This is a genomic window from Massilia putida (assembly GCF_001941825.1).
Classification (GTDB): domain Bacteria; phylum Pseudomonadota; class Gammaproteobacteria; order Burkholderiales; family Burkholderiaceae_D; genus Telluria; species Telluria putida.
The window spans coordinates 4,315,512-4,334,753 of sequence record NZ_CP019038.1; the positions used below are offsets into that span (position 1 = coordinate 4,315,512).

The 19,242-nt window shown below is 66.6% G+C and carries 13 protein-coding genes and 4 tRNA genes; 12 read left to right on the forward strand and 5 right to left on the reverse strand.

Annotated elements, in window-relative coordinates:
* The first annotated feature begins 58 nt into the window (after positions 1-58).
* From BVG12_RS21385 to BVG12_RS21395, 3 genes are all read left to right on the forward strand, one after another.
* Positions 59-1,657 carry a S41 family peptidase gene (locus tag BVG12_RS21385; protein WP_083685288.1) on the forward strand — a complete coding sequence of 533 codons (1,599 nt, stop codon included), beginning with the start codon at positions 59-61 and terminating at the stop codon, positions 1,655-1,657.
* 60 nt (positions 1,658-1,717) lie between these two features.
* Complete coding sequence (locus tag BVG12_RS21390; protein WP_075794170.1) at positions 1,718-3,475, forward strand: M14 family metallopeptidase; 1,758 nt, start codon at positions 1,718-1,720, stop codon at positions 3,473-3,475.
* A 246-nt stretch (positions 3,476-3,721) separates the two neighbouring features.
* Positions 3,722-4,618, forward strand: a complete 897-nt coding sequence (locus tag BVG12_RS21395; protein ID WP_075794171.1) for a glycosyltransferase — start codon at positions 3,722-3,724, stop codon at positions 4,616-4,618.
* Positions 4,619-4,637: 19 nt separating this feature from the next.
* On the opposite strand, the gene BVG12_RS21400 is transcribed toward BVG12_RS21395, so the two are convergent.
* The 4 genes from BVG12_RS21400 to BVG12_RS21415 all read right to left on the reverse strand — a co-directional run bounded on the left by BVG12_RS21400 (position 4,638) and on the right by BVG12_RS21415 (position 8,353).
* Positions 4,638-5,930, reverse strand: a complete 1,293-nt coding sequence (locus BVG12_RS21400) for a sugar MFS transporter (RefSeq protein ID WP_075794172.1) — start codon at positions 5,928-5,930, stop codon at positions 4,638-4,640.
* A 218-nt stretch (positions 5,931-6,148) separates the two neighbouring features.
* Positions 6,149-7,087 carry a tRNA 2-thiocytidine(32) synthetase TtcA gene (ttcA, locus tag BVG12_RS21405; RefSeq protein WP_075794173.1) on the reverse strand — a complete coding sequence of 313 codons (939 nt, stop codon included), beginning with the start codon at positions 7,085-7,087 and terminating at the stop codon, positions 6,149-6,151.
* Complete coding sequence (locus BVG12_RS21410) at positions 7,084-7,482, reverse strand: dihydroneopterin aldolase (RefSeq protein WP_075794174.1); 399 nt, start codon at positions 7,480-7,482, stop codon at positions 7,084-7,086. Before BVG12_RS21410 ends, ttcA begins: the two co-directional genes overlap by 4 nt.
* A gap of 22 nt (positions 7,483-7,504) precedes the next feature.
* Entirely contained in the window at positions 7,505-8,353 is an 849-nt protein-coding gene (locus BVG12_RS21415) for an SDR family oxidoreductase (RefSeq protein WP_083685292.1), read from the reverse strand.
* A gap of 51 nt (positions 8,354-8,404) precedes the next feature.
* Between BVG12_RS21415 and BVG12_RS21420 the strand changes: the two genes are divergently transcribed.
* The 4 genes from BVG12_RS21420 to BVG12_RS21435 all read left to right on the forward strand — a co-directional run bounded on the left by BVG12_RS21420 (position 8,405) and on the right by BVG12_RS21435 (position 14,045).
* Entirely contained in the window at positions 8,405-9,553 is a 1,149-nt protein-coding gene (locus tag BVG12_RS21420; RefSeq protein ID WP_075794175.1) for a class I SAM-dependent methyltransferase, read from the forward strand.
* Between the two features lie 141 nt (positions 9,554-9,694).
* Positions 9,695-10,699, forward strand: coding sequence for a J domain-containing protein (locus tag BVG12_RS21425; protein WP_075794176.1), 1,005 nt, complete (start codon positions 9,695-9,697; stop codon positions 10,697-10,699).
* Positions 10,700-10,847: 148 nt separating this feature from the next.
* A complete protein-coding gene (locus tag BVG12_RS21430) occupies positions 10,848-12,482 on the forward strand; it encodes a tetratricopeptide repeat-containing response regulator (protein WP_075794177.1) in 1,635 nt (544 codons plus the stop codon).
* A gap of 6 nt (positions 12,483-12,488) precedes the next feature.
* Positions 12,489-14,045, forward strand: a complete 1,557-nt coding sequence (locus BVG12_RS21435; RefSeq protein ID WP_075794178.1) for an HDOD domain-containing protein — start codon at positions 12,489-12,491, stop codon at positions 14,043-14,045.
* Here the strand turns inward: BVG12_RS21435 and BVG12_RS21440 are convergent.
* A complete protein-coding gene (locus tag BVG12_RS21440) occupies positions 14,011-17,250 on the reverse strand; it encodes an EAL domain-containing protein (protein WP_075794179.1) in 3,240 nt (1,079 codons plus the stop codon). The two genes, BVG12_RS21435 and BVG12_RS21440, sit on opposite strands and share 35 nt — an antisense overlap.
* 205 nt (positions 17,251-17,455) lie before the next feature.
* Here BVG12_RS21440 and BVG12_RS21445 point away from each other — a divergent pair.
* The 5 genes from BVG12_RS21445 (at position 17,456) to BVG12_RS21465 (ending at position 19,213) form a co-directional block, all read left to right on the forward strand.
* A tRNA-Tyr gene (locus BVG12_RS21445) sits at positions 17,456-17,540 on the forward strand.
* 51 nt (positions 17,541-17,591) lie between these two features.
* Positions 17,592-17,665 (forward strand) — tRNA-Gly (locus BVG12_RS21450).
* A gap of 12 nt (positions 17,666-17,677) precedes the next feature.
* Positions 17,678-17,752, forward strand: a tRNA-Thr gene (locus BVG12_RS21455).
* Positions 17,753-17,833: 81 nt separating this feature from the next.
* Positions 17,834-19,024 carry an elongation factor Tu gene (gene tuf / locus BVG12_RS21460; RefSeq protein ID WP_075794180.1) on the forward strand — a complete coding sequence of 397 codons (1,191 nt, stop codon included), beginning with the start codon at positions 17,834-17,836 and terminating at the stop codon, positions 19,022-19,024.
* A gap of 113 nt (positions 19,025-19,137) precedes the next feature.
* A tRNA-Trp gene (locus tag BVG12_RS21465) sits at positions 19,138-19,213 on the forward strand.
* Positions 19,214-19,242 lie beyond the last annotated feature (29 nt).

Sequence of the window (19,242 nt, forward strand, 5' to 3'; positions counted from 1 at the left end):
TCTCCAACTGTTACAGTTGGATGCATTTGGCGGAGCGGCCAGGTCTATAATCGGACGCATGACTTCGCACTCCGCCTTCGGCTCGCCGCCCACGTATTCCCGCTTGCTCGCCTGCGCTTTTGCCACTTTCCTGACGCTGTCCGGCTGCGGTGGCGGTGGCGGGAATCCGAATACCGGCGCATCGACACCCGTCGCCAGCAACCCCGGCACGGGCACGCCTACGCCCGCGACGCCGACGCCACCGGCTGGACCGACGACGCCCACGCCACCGGCCGACACGCCGGACCCGATCCCGGCCGATTACATGAGCTACCAAAACCTGTGCGCCGCGCCGCGCACGGGTGCCGATGCCGAGGGCGTGCCGTTCCCGGACCGCCAGGGCACGCTGCAGGATGAGATGAAATTCCTGCGCGGCTGGAGCGACGCGACTTATCTCTGGTACAACGAAATCCCGTCCACCGTCCACATGGCGGACTACACGAACGCGCTCGACTATTTTGCCGCCCTGAAGACCCCGTTGCTGACCGCGTCGGGCAAGGCCAAGGACCGTTTCCATTTCACCTACACGACGGCGGAATGGGATGCGCTCAGCAATGCGAGCCAGGACACGGGCTACGGCCTGACGTGGTCCGTCAATTCCACGACGGCGCCGCGCACGTGGATCGCCGCGATCATCGAGCCGGGCTCGCCCGCTGCCGCCGCCGGCATCCAGCGCGGCGACCTGTTGACGGCCGTCGACGGCCTCGACTTCATCAATACCACCGGCAAGGACCAGGTCGCCAAGCTGAACGCCGGCCTGTCGCCGGACACGGCGGGCGAGCACCACACACTCACCCTCCGGCGCGGCGACAACACGTTCGATGTCGCGCTGACGTCGGCCGTCGTCACCACGACGCCCGTGAAAAACGTCAAGGTGATCGACACCCCGACCGGCAAGGTGGGCTATCTGAGTTTCGAGGACCATAACGCCGTCGCCGAAGGGCAGCTGGTCAACGCGTTCACGAGTCTCAAGAACCAGGGCGTGTCGGACCTCGTGCTCGACATGCGCTACAACGGCGGCGGCCTGCTGTACGTTGCCAGCGAGCTCGGCTACATGATCGCGGGACCGGCATCAGCCGGCAAGACGTTCGAACGCGCGATCTACAACGACAAGACGGCACCCGACGCCCCGATCCCATTCCGCAACACGGCCTACGGCTTTTCCGCGCCGCGCAATATGGCGCTGCCTTATCTGGGCCTCAAGCACGTGACCGTGCTGACGACGTCCGACACGTGCTCGGCCAGCGAAGCCGTGATCAACGGCCTTCGCGGCATCGATGTCCAGGTCGACCTCATCGGCGGCACGACCTGCGGCAAGCCCTACGGCTTCACGCCGATGGACAATTGCGGCACCACGTACTTCACGATCCAGTTCCAAGGCACCAACGCGAAGGGCTTCGGCGATTTCGCGGACGGCTTCGCGCCGACCTGCGCCGTGTCCGACGACATGGCGCACGCGCTGGGCGACCCGGCCGAGGGCATGCTGGCCGCCGCGCTGTCGTACCGCGCCACCAACGCCTGCCCGGCGTCGACGACGGCGCGGGCGCGCGGGGTACCGATGCATCTGGCGCGGTCGCAGATGAAAGAGATCGCGATTTATCCGCCCAGGACGCGCTAAACCCGGGTCACCGATTTATAATTTCCGGCTTGAATCTTTCTTGTTGCCGGAGATGTCTCGATGATCCGCACCGCGTTGTTGCTGGCCCTGTTGGCCGCCCCCCTGGCGCACGCCGCCACCGACCTGGCCACCGTGTCCGAGCGCTCCGGCTTCCAGGCCACGGGCCGCTACGATGAAGTCGTCAAGCTGTGCGGTGCGTTCCAGCAGGCGTATCCGAAGCAAGTGAAATGCTTGCAGTTCGGCACGACGCCGGAAGGCCGGCCCATGCTGGCGCTGGCCGTCAATGCCCGCGGCGTGTTCACGCCGGAGGCGGCGCGCAAGGCCGGTCTGCCGGTGACGCTGATCCAGGGCGGCATTCACGCCGGCGAGATCGACGGCAAGGACGCCGGCTTCCTCGCGCTGCGCCAGATCCTGGAAGGGAAAACCGCATCCGGCGTGCTCGATCAACAGGTGCTGCTGTTCGTCCCCGTGTTCAACGTCGACGGCCACGAGCGCTTCGCCAAATGGAACCGCCCGAACCAGCGCGGTCCCGTCGAGATGGGCTGGCGCACGACGGCACAGAATTTCAACCTGAACCGTGACTACGTGAAGGCCGACGCGCCCGAGATGCAGGCCATGCTGGCCCTCGTGAACGCCTGGGATCCGCTGACCTATGTCGACTTGCACGTGACGGACGGCGCCATGTTCCAGCACGACGTTTCCATCCAGGTCGAACCCGTGTACTCGGGCGATCCGGACTTCCGCAAGGCCGGCCAGGCGCTGCGCGCGAACGTCATCGCCGACATCAGCAAGCAGGGCTCGATGCCGCAGTCCTATTACATGTCGTTCAAGGAGACGGACGACCCGGCCTCGGGCTTCGTCGACGGCGTCTCCGACCCGCGCTTCTCGACCGGCTATTTCCAGCTGCGCAACCGGATGGCCATGCTCGTCGAGACGCACTCGTGGAAGGACTACCCGACCCGCGTGCGCATCACGCACAATGCCGTCGTCTCCGTGCTGCGGCAGGTGGCCGCCCACGGCGCCGAGTGGATGCAGGCGGCGCGCGCCGCCGACGCGCGCGCCACGCACATCGCCGGCCAGCCGGTGGCCCTGACGTACCGCACCACCGACAAGACGACGATGGTCGACTTCCAGGGCTATGCCTACACGCGCACGATGTCGGACGTGTCGGGCATGCTGATGACGCGTTACGACGAAACGAAGCCGCAAGTCTGGCACGTGCCGTTGCGCGACGAGGTCGTGGCGGACCTGCAGGTGCCGGCGCCGGGCGCGGGCTACGTGGTGCCGGCGGCCTGGGCGCGGATGGTCGCGGCCAAGCTCACGCAACACGGCATCGTGTTCCGCAAGCTGGACAAGGCCATCGCCGCCGCGCCCGTGCAAACGTTCCGCGCCGAACAGGCCACGTTCGCCGCGACGTCGTTCGAATCGCACCAGCGTTTGAAAATCGAAGGCGCGTGGAAACCCGAGGCGCGCAGCCTCGTCAAAGGGGCGCTGTTCGTGCCGATCGCCCAGCCCAAGGCGCGCCTCGTGATGGCCTTGTTCGAGCCGCAGGCCCCGGATTCGCTGCTGGCCTGGGGCGAGTTCAACAACGCCTTCGAGCGCAAGGAATACATGGAGGAATACGTGGCCGAGGACGTGGCGCGCGAGCAGATGGCACGCGACCCGGCGCTGGCCGCGGCATTCCGCGACAGGGTCGAGCACGACCCGGCGTTCGCGCAGGACCCCCATGCCCGCCTCGAATTCTTCGCGCGCCGCCACCCGTCCTGGGATGAGCGGCTGAACCTGTACCCGGTGTTGCGCACCGACGTGGCGCTGTAACACCAGGCGCATCCTCCACATGGTCCGCATGCGCACGCGGACCATGCACGGTTGGACCTCATCCATCTCCATTCGTCGGCGGCACATGCACGCGGCCTGATCCTGCGCAACCGCCGTCGATTCCTCTGCAACTGACGCGCACGGCGTCACTCTCAATTCATGTGTGTTGATCGAGGAGCGTGCCATGGACAAGGTCTTTTATATTGCAACCACCCGTCGAACACGTGCGCGCGGCGGGGGCTGACCATGTGCGCCACCGCCGTGCGCGCCAGCTGCTGCATCGTCTGCGGCACGGCGGCGCTGGACCGGGTCGAGCATCTGCTGCTCAGCCTCGCGACCGCGTGTCCGCACCTGCTGGTCTACCTGGTCGACGATGCGCGGCAGCCCGGTCTGGCGGCGCTGGCCGGACGCTACGGCGTGCACTACCGCCCGCAGCCCGACCGGCCCGGTCACGCGCGCGCCCATAACCGGATCTTGCACGAGGCGGTGGGCGCCGGGAGTGTGTACCACCTGCTGCTCGGCCCAGACATCGGCCTGCCGCTCGACGCGATGGCCCGGATGGTCGCCTATATGGAGCAGCATCCCGACGTCGGTCTGCTGGCGCCGCGCGTGCAGGGGGTGGATGGGCGCCTGCAACCCTTGTGCTGCCTGCTGCCGGGGCCGTTCGAATTGCTGCTGGGACGCTGCTTTCCGCTGCTGCACCGGTCCAGCGGCAGGCTGGCGCGCTATCAGCTGCACGCGAGCGGCTACAGCCGGGTGATGGAGGTGCCGGTGCCGCCGGCGTGCTGCCTGCTGATGCGGGTCGAGACCGTGCTGCGGGTCGGGATGTTCGACGAGCGCTTCCTGCTGCGCTTCGACACGGTCGACTTGGCGCGCCGCGTCGCACGCATCGCGCGTACGGTCTTCGTGCCGCACGTGACGGTGATGCGCGATCCTGTGCGCGAATCCGTGTGCGCCGGCGCGCGCGGACGGGTGGCGGCGTGCTGGCGACGGTACGTATCGGCCTGGCGCTATTTCAACAAATGGGGCTGGCTGCGCGATGCGGAGCGTGACCGCATCAATGGCCGCGCGCTGCGCCAGCTCGGGCCGGCGCGCAAGCGCCTGGACGACGTGAGCCCGGCCGGAACCGACGTGGCCGGGTGACCGGGCGGAAGATGACGGGTCAGGCGGGCTGCAGCGGCCGGCGCGCGTACCAGCCGAACGCGAGGATCAGCAGGTAGCACAGCGCGGGCACGGCCAGCGCAAGGCGCAGGCCGGCGAGGTCGGCGGCATAGCCCGTAATCAGGGGCACGATGGCACCGCCGACGATGGCCACGCAGATCAGGCCCGAGCCTTCGGCCGCGCGCTCGCCCAGGCCTTCCGAGGCCAGGGTGAAGATGGTCGGGAACATGATCGAGTTGACGAGGCCGATGGCCAGCAGCGCCCAGCCGGAGGTTGCGCCGTGCGTGGTGGCGGAGACGAGCAGCAGCAGGGCGGCGATGGCGCCGGCGCCGGCCAGCACCTTGCCGGGCGACCAGATGCGCAGGATGTAGGCGCCGAGGAAACGGCCGACCATGGCGCCGCCCCAGTACAGCGGCACGTGCTTGCCGGCGGCTTCCGCACCCAGGCCCAGCACGTCGTGTTGCATCAGGTAGTTGACGATCAGCGAGCCGACGGCGACTTCCGCGCCAACGTACAGGAAGATGCACAGGGTGCCGAACGCGAAGCGGGGCTGTTTCAGCAAGTCGAACGCGCCCCACATGCTGCTTTCGGGGTGCGGATGTTCGACGAGCTTCTTGTGGTTCATCCAGACGAGGAGGGCAACGACGGCCAGCGCGATGGCGAGGCCGAGATAGGTGTGCACGACGACCTGGCTTTCAGCCGCGCGGTAGGCGGCGAGGGCGTCGGCCGACAGCGTGGTCTGGTCGACGTGGGCCAGCGAGCCAAGGATCAGGATCGCGCCGACGTAGGGAAAGACGGTCGTGCCGAGCGAGTTGAAGGCCTGGGCGAACGTCAGGCGGCTGGATGCCGTGGCCGGGGCGCCCAGCATCGAGATCAGCGGATTCGCCACGACCTGCACGATGGTGATGCCGGCCGCCAGCACGAACAGCGCCAGCAGGAAGGTGATGAACATGCCGGACGAGGAGGCGGGAATGAACAGCAGGCAGCCCGCCGTCATCGTGAGCAGGCCGACGACGGCGGTGCGCATGTAGCCGATGCGCTGCACGATGGCGGCGGCCGGCAGCGAGACGATGAAGTAGGCGGCAAAGAAGGCCGATTGCACGAGCATCGCCTGCGCGTACGACAGCGTGAACAGGTCTTTCAGTTTCGGGATGATGACGTCGTTCAGGCTCGTGATGCCGCCGAACGTGAAGAACAGGGCGAACACGAACACACGCAGGCTCGCGACTTGGGGATTGGCGGTGGCGGAGGCGCCGCCCGGCTGGGCGGTACCGGCAGGTTGGCCGATTTGCATGAGGAATCCAGGTGGGTTGGATGAGGCGCACGCCGCAGGGCGCCGCGAACGAGGTAGGAATATTACATCGCTTTACCGGCCTGTGGTCATGCTTGGCCGGTCCTCGCTCGATTGAAATCGATCTCATCACCCGTCTTGACGAAACTGTACTACACAGACAACGTCACCCACGCGGCGCCGCCATGCTCGGCCGGGCATGTGGCGCCGCGTAATGTGGATCAGAGCGGCTGCAGCGGAATGGTCCCCGTCGCCGGCACCCCGCACGGCTCTTCATCGAAGGCGATGTCGCCGGCCGGATTCGCGACGCCGTCGGCCTTCAGGTCGGCGAAGCCGAACATGTCGCGGTCCATCAGGTGCGACGGCACGACGGTCGACAGCGACGAGAAGATGTTTTCCACGCGGCCCGGGTATTTCTTCTCCCAGTCGCGCAGCATGGCCTTGATCTGTTTTCTCTGCAGGTTTTCCTGCGAGCCGCACAGGTCGCACGGGATGATCGGGAACTGTTTCACTTCCGCGTAGCGTTCGGTGTCCGCTTCCTTCACATAGGCCAGCGGGCGGATCACGACGTGCTTGCCGTCGTCCGAGACGAGTTTCGGCGGCATGCCCTTGATCTTCGCGCCGAAGAACATGTTCAGGAAAAAGGTCTCGAGGATGTCGTCGCGGTGGTGGCCCAGGGCGATCTTCGTGCAGCCGAGCTCGTCGGCGACGCGGTACAGGATGCCGCGGCGCAGGCGCGAGCACAGCGAGCACGTCGTCTTGCCTTCCGGGATCAGGCGTTTGACGATGCTGTACGTGTCCTGGTTCTCGATGTGGAACGGGATGTCGAGCTTCGTCAGGTAGGCCGGCAGCACTTCGGGCGGGAAGTTCGGCTGTTTCTGGTCGAGGTTGACGGCGACGATGTCGAAGTGGATGGGCGCGCGTTCGCGCAGCGTCATGAGGATGTCCAGCAAGGCATAGCTGTCCTTGCCGCCGGACAGGCAGACCATGACCTTGTCGCCGTCCTCGATCATGTTGAAATCGCCGATCGCCTGGCCGACGAGGCGGCACAGGCGCTTGTGCAGCTTGTTGTTCTCGTAAGCCTGTTTTTCCGCCTTCTTGTCGGCAGGCTCGAGCACCGCGGCGTCATCGGCCGGACGCGCCATCGTCACTTCATTCATGCTTCATCCTTGATCTGGAATACTTCGACGCCGACGCCTTCGCAGTCGGGATACACGTCGGGCTTCATCGTCGACACGCGGGCCGCGCGCACGTTCGGGTGGGCCAGCATCGCCTTCACGACGTCGTCGCACAGGGTTTCCTGCAACTGCACGTGGCCTTGCGCCATGCGGCGGGCGATGGTCTCGCGCATGAAATCGTAGTCGACCACTTCGTGCAGCTGGTCGTCCTTGGGCGTCGACAGGGCGAGCGGAATGTACAGGTCGACATTGATCAGGACGCGTTGCTCGCCCTTCTTTTCGAACTCATGGACACCGATGTTGATCATGACTTCGTAATTGCGCAGGAACAGCCTGCGGCAATCGCGCAGCTGCGGGTAGAACAGGGCGGACAACATAGGAAACCTTCGATATAAGGGGTTATTCGGTCAAAAACATCACGTCGCGGGCCAGCGGCATCAGGTGCTGGCCGCCGTCGACGAGCAGGGTGGTGCCGGTCAGCGCCTTCGCGTTCGCCGCGTAGCACACGGCGTCGACGATGTCTTGCGGCGTGGACGAGCGGCCCAGCGGCGTGATCTGGTGCGCGCGCTGGAAGCCGTCCTCGCTCTGGTCGCCGGACACGAGCGTGATGCCGGGCGCGACGCCGACGACGCGCAGCTTCGGCGCGAGCGCCTGGGCCAGCAAGGTGGTGGCCGTCTGCAAGGCTGCCTTTGACAACGTGTACGACAAAAAATCCGGGTTGAGATTGTACAGTTTCTGGTCCAGCAAGTTGATCACGACGGCCTGGCCGCCGTCCGGCACCAGCGCGTGCAGTTCCTGTGCGAGCAGCAGCGGCGCGGCCACATTGCACTGCATATGGGTGGCCAGCAGGGTCGGCGAAAACGCGTCCGGCTTGTCGTATTCGAACAACGAAGCGTTGTTGACGATGCAATCCAGTGCGCCCAGCAGGTGCACGGCCTGGCGCGGCAGGGCGCGCACGGCCGCATCAATGGCGAGGTCGGCGTGCAGCGCGACGGCGCGCCGGCCCAGGGCGCGGATCGCCGTCACGACCTCGTCCGCATCGGATGCGGACTGGCGGTAGTGCACGGCGATGTCCCAGCCGGCTTCGGCCAGGCCGAGCGCGATGGCGCGCCCGATGCGCCGTCCCGCGCCCGTGACCAGCGCCACCCGGGCGCGCCGGGCGTGGGGCGCGGCGGCGTCGTTGGCGGCGTGGGTCTCGGGATTGCGGCAGGCCGGGGCCTGCTCGTCGTTCGTATATGTCTGTGTCATCGTGATGGCGGCCGTTTGTTGGTCCCTGCCGATTCTCGCTACAATGGCCGGATGTCCCTACCACTTCCCTCCGGCGACGCGCTGGCCGCGTCCCAAGCCCTGCAGCGCATGATCGCTGCCGAGATCGCCGACCAGGGCGGCGCCATCCCGTTTTCGCGTTTCATGGAACTGGCGCTGTACGCGCCGAATCTCGGCTATTACAGCGGCGGAGCGGCCAAGCTGGGCCGCGACGGCGATTTCACCACCTCGCCCGAAATCAGCCCGCTGTTCGGCGCCACGCTGGCGCGCGCGGCCGCCGCTATTATGGCCCAAAGTGGCCCCAACATCATCGAATTCGGCGCCGGCACCGGCAAACTGGCGTTCGACGTCCTGACGACGCTGGGCGAACTGGGCGTGCGCATCGACAGCTATACGATCATCGAACTGTCGGGAGAATTGCGCGCGCGCCAGCAGGAAGCGCTGAAGGATTTCCCCCAGGTGCGCTGGGTGCACGATTTTCCGGACGCGTTCCACGGCGTCGTCCTCGCCAACGAAGTGCTGGACGCGATGCCGGTCGAACTCGTCCTGCGCGACGGCGGCCGCTGGCAGCGCCAGATGGTGACGGTCGACGCGGGCCGCTTCGCCTTCGCGTCCGCCGAGCCCGACGCTGCTTTGCTGGACCAGATCGCGCGCCAGATCCCCGATGCCGATACGCTGCAGGACGGCTATCTGACAGAGGTGCACCCCATCGGCTGCGGTTTCATGCGCTCGCTGGCGCAGATGTTTGAGAAAGGCAAAGGCGCCGCGATCCTGATCGACTACGGCTTTCCCGCCCACGAATATTATTTCGACGAACGCACGAGCGGCACGCTGATGTGTCATTACCGCCACCACGCGCACCCCGATCCGTTCTATCTGCCGGGCCTGCAGGACATCACGGCGCACGTCGACTTCACGGCGATGGCGCTGGCGGCCCACGGCGCCGGGCTCGACGTGCTCGGCTATATGAGCCAGGCCGCGTTCCTGCTGGCGTGCGGCATCGGCGAATTGCTGCTCAGGACGGATCCGGAAGATGCGCTGCGCTATCTGCCGCAGTCGAAGGCCGTGCAAAAGCTCGTGTCGCCGGCCGAAATGGGGGAATTGTTCAAGGTACTCATCGTCGGCAGCGGTGTCGACGTCGATCCCGCCATCGAGCGTGCCGATCGCAGCCACAAGTTGTGATACTGGCATCTTGCGCGGTGGACACAAACCCGGCTATGCTGTAACGCCGCGCGTCCGGCAGGCTGCCCCGCGCCTCTGCCGTTATAGAACGAATCGGCTAATATTGAAGTAGCTGGCGCCCGTGCAACCCGACTCCGACCCATGGCCAAGATCCATACCCATTATGACAACCTGAAGGTGTCGCGCCACGCACCGCAGGAAGTCATTCGCGCGGCCTACAAGGCGCTGAGTCAGAAATACCACCCCGACAAGAACCCGGGCGACGAGCGCGCCGCCCGCATCATGGCCATCGTCAATACGGCCTATAACATCCTCTCCGATCCCGTGCGCCGCAAGGAGCACGACGAGTGGATCGCGTCGGAAGAGTGGGAAGTCGAGTGGCTGGAAAGTTCCCATGGCGAGGATGGCCGGGAACGACCGCGCGGCGACCCGCATTGGGAACCGCGCCAGGTCGCGGCGCCGTCGCGCTGGCGCATGCTGCGCGATCCGCGCTGGTGGGGCCTCATGCTGGCCGCCTTCGCGGGCGGCGGCGCATTGACCATCGTCCTGCTCGATCCGCCCAGGGTCTTGCCGAGCGCGCTGGCCTGGCCGGCCAAGGCCCATTCCGCTCCCGCGACGCCGGCGGCATCCGCGTCGGCCTCCGCGTCGGCCTCGACCCCGAACTCTCCGCCGGACCCGCTCGGCAGCGACACCAGCGCCGACGGCTGGGCGCGTCCCGCCGGGCAGACCGATGCGCCGCCCGACATCAAGGCCCTCGCCGTGACCCAGCTGGTCGTGCCGGCCCGCGCTCCCGATTGCGACACCGACCTGCAGGCTCAGGTGGCGCCGACGGGCGATCCGTGGCCCGCGCAATCCGGCTATATCGACGGTTACCCGCTCGGCAACCAGGGCAACGAGATGCAGGTCCTGGTCGACAACAGCAATAATCCGTCGCCGGTGCTGGTCAAGATCTACGACCTGGACCGCCGCTCCAACGTGCGCCACGCGTATGTGCTGGGCCGCGCCAAATTCCTGATCGATAAACTGTCCGCGGGCAAGTACGAAGTCCGTTACCAGAACATCATGATTGGCGGGGCCCGCCCGGAATGCGTCAACGGCCGCCACGCCCCGTTGCGCCAGGCTGCGGCGCGTCAGCCGGGCGCCTGATACCGAAAGTGTGGTTTTTTGCGACATTTCATTGGGTCGCAAATAGGTGAAATTCAAGAATTTTGTTCCCTGGACGTAATATACTCGGTAGACCACCGGGCCCATGCAGCCCATTTGCCCATCGCAGGCACATACGGAAAACCGGGATATGAACGAACTTGACGGCCTCACCGCCCTGATCATCGAGCCGCATGCCGGAATGCGCTCGACGATCCACAACATGCTGAACATGTGCGGCCTGAGCAAGATCGACCACGTCGGCGGCTCGAACCAGGCCGTGAAGCACCTCGGCCTGAAGCACTACGACCTGATCCTGTGCGAATACGCGCTGGAAGGCGGCCAGGACGGCCAGCAACTGCTCGAGGACGTGCGCCACCACAAGCTCATGCCGCTGTCGACCATGTTCTTCATGGTCACGGCCGAAGGCGATTACGGCAAGGTCGTCAGCGCCGCCGAACTGGGCCCCACCGATTACGTGCTGAAACCGTTCACGGCCGACCGCCTGCTCGAGCGTATCGCGCGCGGCCTGGAGCGGCGCAACGCGCTGCTGCCCGTGTACGAGCTGATGGAGGCGGGGAGCCAGCGCGAAGCGATCGGCGCCTGCCTCGAAGGCGAAGAGCGCCATCCGCGCTACCTCGTCGACTTCATGCGCCTGCGCGCCGAGCTGCACATGTTCCTCGGCGAGCCGCACGAGGCCGAGCCGCTCTACCGCAAACTGGTCGAGACCAAGGCCATCGCCTGGGCGCGCCTCGGCCTGGCCAAGACCCTGTTCTTGCGCGAGCGCTTCGACGAAGCGCGCGACATGCTCGAAGACCTCGTCGACAGCAACAAGAACTTCGTCGACGCCTACGACTGGCTCGCCCGCACCCACGAGGCAATCGGCGCGCTGGGCGATGCGCAGGCCGTGCTGACGGAGGCGGTGGCGGTGTCGCCGCACGCGGTGCGCCGGCTGCGCAAGCTGGGCGAGACGGCGCTGGAAGCGGGCGACCACGAGACGGCCGAGAAGATCCTCAAGCAGGTCGTCAGCAAGGCCAAGTATTCCGAGTTCAAGGACCCGCAGGACCACGTGCTGCTCGTGCAGACCCTCGTGCGCAAGGGCGACCCCGTGCAGGCCGCGGCCGTCATCCGCGACCTCGATAAATCGATGGCCTTCCAGAAGCACACGCCGCTGTGCAGCGCCATCGCGTCGAGCCTCGTGCACGAATACACGGGCAACGAGGCGCGCCTGGCCGAGTCGCTGGCGGCGGCCCTGGCGGCCAACAAGGACGCGCCCGAACTGCGTCCCGACATCAAGCTGGAACTGGCCCGCACGTGCATCGAGAACGGCATGGAAGAAGGCGCCGCCGACGTCGTGCGCGAGGTCATGCGCAATGCCCAGAACGGCGCCGCGATGGCGCGCGCGATGGCTGTGTTCGAGAATGCCGGGCAGGCCGAGATGGCGCAGAAGCTGGTGCTGGAAAGCCGCCAGCAGGTGGTCGACCTCGTCGCCACGGGCGCCGCCAAGGCCAAGGGCGGCGATTACAAGGGCGCCGTCATGCTGATGCAGGAAGCGGTGACCAAGCTGCCGGACAATCCGCAAGTCGTGTTCAACGCGGCGCTGGCCACCCTGAAATGCCTGGACCACGACGGCTGGGACGAGCGCCTCGGCCAGCAGGCCTTGGGTTATATTGCGGGCGTGCGCCGCCTCGATCCGGTCAATCCCAAGCTGCCGGCGCTGGCCGGGCTGCACCAGCAGATCCTGAAGAAATACGACAAGGGCCCGCGCCTGAAAAAGGCCGGTTAAGCCATCATGACGAACCCGAATCCCCACCCCGGTTCGCCGCCGGACGGGCGCCGCGTGCGCGCCGCGCTGCTGCAGAAAGTCTGCGGCGACGAGGACATGTTCGCGCTCGGCAGCGCCATCGCGCGTGTCGTGCAGATGGCCACGTCGGACGACCAGGGCACCCACGACCTCGCGCACTACGTGCTGTCCGACGTCGCGCTCACGCAGCGCATCCTGCGCCTGGCGAACACGGTCCGCTACCGCACGGCCGCCGGAACGGCCGTCACGACGGTGTCGCGCGCGATCTCCCTGCTGGGCTTCGACAACGTGCGCACGGTCGCGCTGGCGATGCTGCTCGTCGACGCGCTGGCCAGCAGCGACCATGCGTACAGCGTGCGCGTGGAACTGGAAGCGTCGCTGTGCGCGAGCCTTGTCGGGCGCGAAATGGCGCGCCACAGTTTTTATCAGGGCGCGGAGGAAGCGTCGATCGGTGCGCTGTTCAAGAATCTCGGCGCGCTGCTGGTGGCGTCGCACGAGCATGACCGCTACCGCGAGATCCAGGCCCTCATCGCGACCGGCAAGCACACGGTGCCCCAGGCGGCGCAGATGATCCTCGGCTGCGGCTTCGACGCGCTGACCGAGGCCGTGCTGGGCGAGTGGAAGATCCCCGACGTGATCATGCGCGCCCAGCGCCCGCTGGAAGCCGGCGCGCTGAAACTGGCCGTCAACCGCGGCGAGTGGATGCGCCAGGTGGCGTCGTTCAGCCTGGACGTCGCGCGCCTGATGGGGAAGACGGCCACGCCGTCCGACACGCCGGAAGCGCAGGCGCTGCTGGCACGCTACGGCACCGCGCTGAACATCGGCGCGGCCGAGCTGGACGAGCTGTTCGAGACGGTGGCGTTCGAACTGAAGAGCCTCCTGGAGAGCATGAACCTGCAGCCCGTGCCGCGCCGCGCGCCGGACGAGGACAAGGGCGGCTTGCCCAACGTGCTGGTGCTGGCGACCCTCGGTGGCGCGGAAGAATCGCAGGGCACCTACCCGAGCGGCAAGCCGAAGAATGCGCGCGACCTGCTGCTGGCCGGCGTGCAGGACGTCACTCAGATGCGCGCCTCGGGCCGGCACAAGGTCAACGACGTGGTGCTGGCCGTGCTGGAGACGCTGTACACGGCGCTGGGCTTCCGCTTCGCGACGGTCGTGCTCAAGGACGTGCGCGCCGACCAGTACCGGGCCCGCGCCTCGTTCGGGCTTGCGCACGCGCGCGCGCAGGAAGGTTTTACCTTTCCGCTCACGGCGGGCGGCGAAAAGGGCGGGCGCGACCTGTTTTATCTGGCGATGGAAAACGACGCCGACCTGATGATCTCGGACGCGCGCAGCGCCAAGATCCGCGACCTGCTGCCGGCTTGGCACAAGGCGCTGCTGCCGGATGCGGAGAGCTTCATCGTGCTGCCGCTGGTGGTGGGCAAGGTTCAATTGGGCCTGTTCTATGCCGACCGTACGGCGACGGCGCCGGAAGGCGTGCCGCCCGACGAGACGGCCCTCATCAAGGCGCTCAAAGGCCAGGTACTGGCTGCGCTTGCGCCCTGACGAAGTCGCGGAATTCGCGCACCGGCATCGGCCGCCCGAACAGATAGCCCTGCGCCTCGTCGCTGTTCCGGTCGCGCAGGAAGCCGCACTGCGCCCTCGTCTCCACCCCTTCCGCGATCACCCCCAGCCCGAGCGCGTGCGCGAGGCCGATGGTCGCGTCGACGATGGCGGCGTCGTTCGGATTCGTCTCGATGTCGCGCACGAAGCCGCGGTCGATCTTGATGCGGTCGATCGCGAACAGCTTCAGGTAGGCCAGCGACGAGTAGCCCGTGCCGAAGTCGTCGATCGCCAGCTTGAAGCCGCGCGCGCGCAGCTGCAGCAGCAGATTGCGCGTGTTTTCCGGGTCGCGCATGGCCGCCGTTTCCGTGATCTCCAGTTCCAGCCGGGCCGGATCGATCGCGTGTTCGGCGAGCAGCTGGTCCAGGCGCGACAGCAGGGCGCCGCCGCTGAACTGGCGCGCCGACAGGTTCACGGCCAGGCGCAGCTGGCTCATGCCGTCTTCCCGCCACTCGGCCAGCAGGGCCATGGCGCGCGCCAGCACCCAGTCGCCGAGCGGCAGGATCAGCCCCGATTCCTCGGCGATGGGAATGAAGCGGCCGGGATCGATGTTGCCCAGTTCCGGATCTTGCCAGCGCAACAGCACCTCGGCGCCGATCACGCGCCCCGTCTCGAGTTCCACCTGGGCCTGCAGATGCACGTCGAAGCCGCCTTTTTCCAGCGTCGTCCACATGCGGTTCTCCAGCATCAGGTGCTCGTGCGTGGCCGCGTTCATCGCGGGCGAGAAGAACTGGAAATTGCCGCGGCCCTCGCGCTTGGCCGCATACATCGCCATGTCGGCGTGGCGCAGCAGGGTGTCGGGGTCGGTGCCGTCTTCGGGGAATAACGCCACGCCCACGCTGGCGCCGCTGTGCGCCGTCGTGCCGGCCAGGCGGTAGGGTTGCTGCAGCGATTCGACGAGACGCACCGCCACCGTGCTGACGCTGTCCGGCGACAGCGGGCCGCCCAGCACGATGATGAATTCGTCGCCGCCGAGGCGGGCGAGGGTGTCGACGTCGCGCAGCAGGTCTTTCATGCGCGCGGCCGCGCCCGTCAACAGTTCGTCGCCGGCCTGGTGGCCGAGCGAATCGTTGATCTTTTTGAAGTGGTCGAGGTCGATGAACAGCACGGCCAGCGGTTGGCGCGCGCGGCGCGCCTGCGCCAGCTGCTGCTCCAGGCGCATGCCGAGCGCATGGCGGTTTTCCAGGCCCGTCAGCGGGTCGTGGTGGGCCAGGCGGTGAATGCGCGCCTGGGCGCGCTGCTGCTCCGTCAGGTCGCGCAGGATGCACACGAACAGGCGCTCGCCCGCAAGGTCGACGATGGACACGGACACCGCCAGCGGCAACGGCTCGCCCTGCGCGTTCAGGCCGTCCAGCTGGCGGTCGTCGGGTGCGCTTCCGGCCAGGCGGGCCAGCAGGTCGGGGCCGGTCTCGCCGCCGTGTCCCGGCACGAGCGCCGTGAACGCGAGGCCGGCCAGGTGGGCCGGCGGATAGCCGAACAGCGCCGCCGTGGCGCGGTTGGCGGACAGCACCTGGCCGTCCGCACCGACGGTGACGATGGCGTCGGCCGCATTGTCGAGGATGGCCTGCAGGCGCGCCGTGCGGTCCGCCACCTGGGCCTCGATCTGGGCGCGCTCGCCGCTGACGATCAGCATCAGCGCGCCCAGCAGCGCGGCCAGCAGCAGGCCCGTCGTGAGCACGATCCAGCTGGCCAGTCGCCGCTCGCCCTCCATGTAGGCGGCCGTCGGCGAAAAGCGCAACTGCAGGGTGCGGCCGCCGAATTCCAGCATGACGGTGTAATCGCCGCTGACGGCGCGGCGGCCGGGATCGCCCGCCAGCGTGCGCCGCGTGGCAGCCGGGGTCGCATCGGCCAGGCTGACGTCGAAGCCGGGAAAGCCGACGTGCCGCACCGCCTGCCGGACGAAGGCGTTCGTGTCGAGGAGCAGGGCGAGCATGCCCAGCAGCGGCCGGCCGGGTTCCCTGACGGCGCGGAACAAGGCGATGCCGGTGGCGCCGTTGATTACCAGCCTGATCGGGCCGCTGGCCGTGGGGGCGGTGCCGGCCAGGGCGCGCGCGACCGCTTCGGCGCGTTCGGGGGCCGTGAGAAAGTCCATGCCGCGTACCATCGTATTGACCGGCGGCCACGTGTACAGCAGGGGCAGGTAGCGCGCCCGCGTGCCGGCCGGAAGGAGCCGTCCGTTCCGGCCCAGGTCGCGCAGGCCGGTGAAATCGGGATCGACGTTGATGCGGACCCAGGTCTCGAAGGCGTTCCGTTCGTCGTTCGTCACCGGTACCAGCCAGTTGATCGCGGCGATGTCGGGCCGGCCGTCGACGTAGCCGCTGGCCGTGCGCAGGAAGCGGTCGCGTTCCATGAACCGGTCTTCCGCGCCGAGCGCGCGCGCGAACGTGTCGACGAAGCGCTCGTGCTCGCGCAGCTCCGCCTGCAGCTCGTCGGCCACCTGCTGCGCCTTGAGGCGGTACGTTTGCAGATATTGCTGGTGTTCCCAATGCACGGCCTGCTCGTAGGCGGCAATGACGACGCCGGCCGCCAGCAGCAGCGGCAGGGCGACGAGCCGCGCGCGCCGGCGCCATAGCCGGCGCGGCTGGCCGCATACGATCCACACGAGCGGCGCCGCGAGCAGGACCCCGACCGCGTCGCCGGCCCACCAGTTGATCCAGTTCGGCGCCTGCGCGGCCGCGGTCAGCAGGCCGAGTCGGTACAGGGCGGCCACGTTGACGGTCGGGTTGATCAGGCAGAACACGGGCGTCAGCGCCAGGAAGCGGGCGACGTCGCGCGCCGTGCCGAGCGCGGGATCGACGAGGCGGCGAAACCATTGCGCGCCGATCCAGGCCTGGGTCAGCGAGCCCAGCGTGGCGACGGCCGTGGCGACGGCGGCGATCCCGGGGGCGGTGTCGGCGTCCATCCAGCCATCGGGCAGGTGGGCCAGGAACGCGCCGATGGCGATGCCGGGGAGGGCACGCCAGCCGAAGACGACGGTCAATGCGAACCCGACGCCGGCCGGCAGGTAGATGGGGGTGGCATAGCCGGCCGGCAGGGCCAGCGTGTGGCTCAGCAGGAGGGTGCCGAGGTAGACGGCGACGGTCGCCAGGTTGGCCAGCCACAGCCGGAGCCCCTGCCGTTCTTGACTGCCGCTGCGATTCAGGTCCATGCTCGAGGCCCCTTCGACGTAAATACAGTGTAGCGCAAACGTTCCAAGGACCGGCTCGGATTGTTTATTGCAAACAGCCCTTGCGGGTTTGAACTGCGGCCGTTACAATCACGCCCCGAAGCAGCGACACTGTTTGAGTTTGATCAGTTCGAGCAAAAACAGTTGACGAAGTTTTTATGTTGCTTCATACTCTGCGGTTCTTCGCGGTGGGGTGGCCGAGTGGTTAAAGGCAGCAGACTGTAAATCTGCCCTCTCTGAGTACGCTGGTTCGAATCCAGCCCCCACCACCAAATGCGTTGATCGTGTAGTGAATCGAATGTTGAAGCTGAGACGTACCTCGCGCGGGTGTAGCTCAATGGTAGAGCTGAAGCCTTCCAAGCTTATGACGAGGGTTCGATTCCCTTCACCCGCTCCAGTTTCAAAATAAGCCCTTGTAGCTCAGTGGTAGAGCACTCCCTTGGTAAGGGAGAGGCCACGTGTTCAATCCACGTCAAGGGCACCAGAATTTAGACGGCTGTCGGCAGTTTCGACCGTCAGGTGTGCCTGGTAATTTTCAATATCGTTAGGATCTTAGGAGTCGAGAATGGCAAAGGAAAAATTCGAACGGACCAAGCCGCACGTGAACGTCGGCACCATTGGTCACGTTGACCACGGCAAAACCACCCTGACGGCTGCAATCGCAACCGTTCTGTCGAAGAAATTCGGCGGCGAAGCCAAGGCGTACGACCAGATCGACGCGGCTCCGGAAGAAAAAGCACGCGGCATCACGATCAACACCGCGCACGTCGAGTACGAGACGGCCAACCGTCACTACGCTCACGTCGACTGCCCGGGCCACGCCGACTACATCAAGAACATGATCACCGGTGCTGCCCAGATGGACGGCGCGATCCTGGTGTGCTCGGCCGCTGACGGTCCGATGCCGCAGACCCGCGAACACATCCTGCTGGCGCGCCAGGTGGGTGTTCCGTACATCATCGTGTTCCTGAACAAGTGCGACCTGGTCGACGACGCGGAACTGCTGGAACTGGTCGAAATGGAAGTGCGCGAACTGCTGTCGAAGTACGAGTTCCCGGGCGACGACCTGCCGATCATCAAGGGTTCGGCGCGTATGGCGCTGGAAGGCCAGCCGGGCGAAATGGGCGAAGAGTGCATCATGCGCCTGGCCGAAGCGCTGGACACCTACATCCCGACGCCGGAACGTGCCGTTGACGGCGCCTTCCTGATGCCGGTGGAAGACGTGTTCTCGATCTCGGGCCGCGGTACCGTGGTGACCGGTCGTGTCGAGCGCGGCATCATCAAGGTCGGCGAAGAGATCGAAATCGTCGGCATCACCGATACCGTCAAGACGACCTGCACCGGCGTGGAAATGTTCCGCAAGCTGCTGGACCAGGGTCAAGCTGGCGACAACGTCGGCCTGCTGCTGCGCGGTACCAAGCGTGAAGACGTCCAGCGTGGTCAGGTTCTGGCCAAGCCGGGTTCGATCAAGCCGCACACCGACTTCACGGGCGAAGTGTACGTCCTGTCGAAGGACGAGGGCGGCCGTCACACCCCGTTCTTCAACAACTACCGTCCGCAGTTCTACTTCCGTACGACTGACGTGACCGGTTCGATCGTGCTGCCGGCCGACAAGGAAATGGTCATGCCGGGCGACAACGTGTCGATCACCGTCAAGCTGATCGCGCCGATCGCGATGGAAGAAGGTCTGCGCTTCGCAATCCGCGAAGGCGGCCGTACCGTCGGCGCCGGCGTGGTTGCCAAGATCCTGGCCTAATCGCCTGATCAAGTAATACCTCCGGGCGGAACGTTTCTGTTCCGCCCAACAATAGAGTGTTGCGCGAAATACCCAAGTAGCGTATAATGCTCGATTCAACTAGAAGTTTTTGTAGGGGCGTAGCTCAATTGGCAGAGCGTCGGTCTCCAAAACCGAAGGTTGGGGGTTCGATGCCCTCCGCCCCTGCCACCGAATTCGGTGCCAGGCACCCGAAAGTA

Coding starts and splice junctions, on each gene's coding strand:
- BVG12_RS21395 (WP_075794171.1), top strand. CDS start 3,722: ATGTGCGCCACCGCCGTGCGCGCCAGCTGCTGCATCGTCTGCGGCACG.
- BVG12_RS21440 (WP_075794179.1), bottom strand. CDS start 17,250: ATGGACCTGAATCGCAGCGGCAGTCAAGAACGGCAGGGGCTCCGGCTG.
- ttcA (WP_075794173.1), bottom strand. CDS start 7,087: ATGAATGAAGTGACGATGGCGCGTCCGGCCGATGACGCCGCGGTGCTC.
- BVG12_RS21400 (WP_075794172.1), bottom strand. CDS start 5,930: ATGCAAATCGGCCAACCTGCCGGTACCGCCCAGCCGGGCGGCGCCTCC.
- BVG12_RS21415 (WP_083685292.1), bottom strand. CDS start 8,353: ATGACACAGACATATACGAACGACGAGCAGGCCCCGGCCTGCCGCAAT.
- BVG12_RS21430 (WP_075794177.1), top strand. CDS start 10,848: ATGAACGAACTTGACGGCCTCACCGCCCTGATCATCGAGCCGCATGCC.
- BVG12_RS21420 (WP_075794175.1), top strand. CDS start 8,405: ATGTCCCTACCACTTCCCTCCGGCGACGCGCTGGCCGCGTCCCAAGCC.
- BVG12_RS21385 (WP_083685288.1), top strand. CDS start 59: ATGACTTCGCACTCCGCCTTCGGCTCGCCGCCCACGTATTCCCGCTTG.
- BVG12_RS21390 (WP_075794170.1), top strand. CDS start 1,718: ATGATCCGCACCGCGTTGTTGCTGGCCCTGTTGGCCGCCCCCCTGGCG.
- tuf (WP_075794180.1), top strand. CDS start 17,834: ATGGCAAAGGAAAAATTCGAACGGACCAAGCCGCACGTGAACGTCGGC.
- BVG12_RS21425 (WP_075794176.1), top strand. CDS start 9,695: ATGGCCAAGATCCATACCCATTATGACAACCTGAAGGTGTCGCGCCAC.
- BVG12_RS21410 (WP_075794174.1), bottom strand. CDS start 7,482: ATGTTGTCCGCCCTGTTCTACCCGCAGCTGCGCGATTGCCGCAGGCTG.
- BVG12_RS21435 (WP_075794178.1), top strand. CDS start 12,489: ATGACGAACCCGAATCCCCACCCCGGTTCGCCGCCGGACGGGCGCCGC.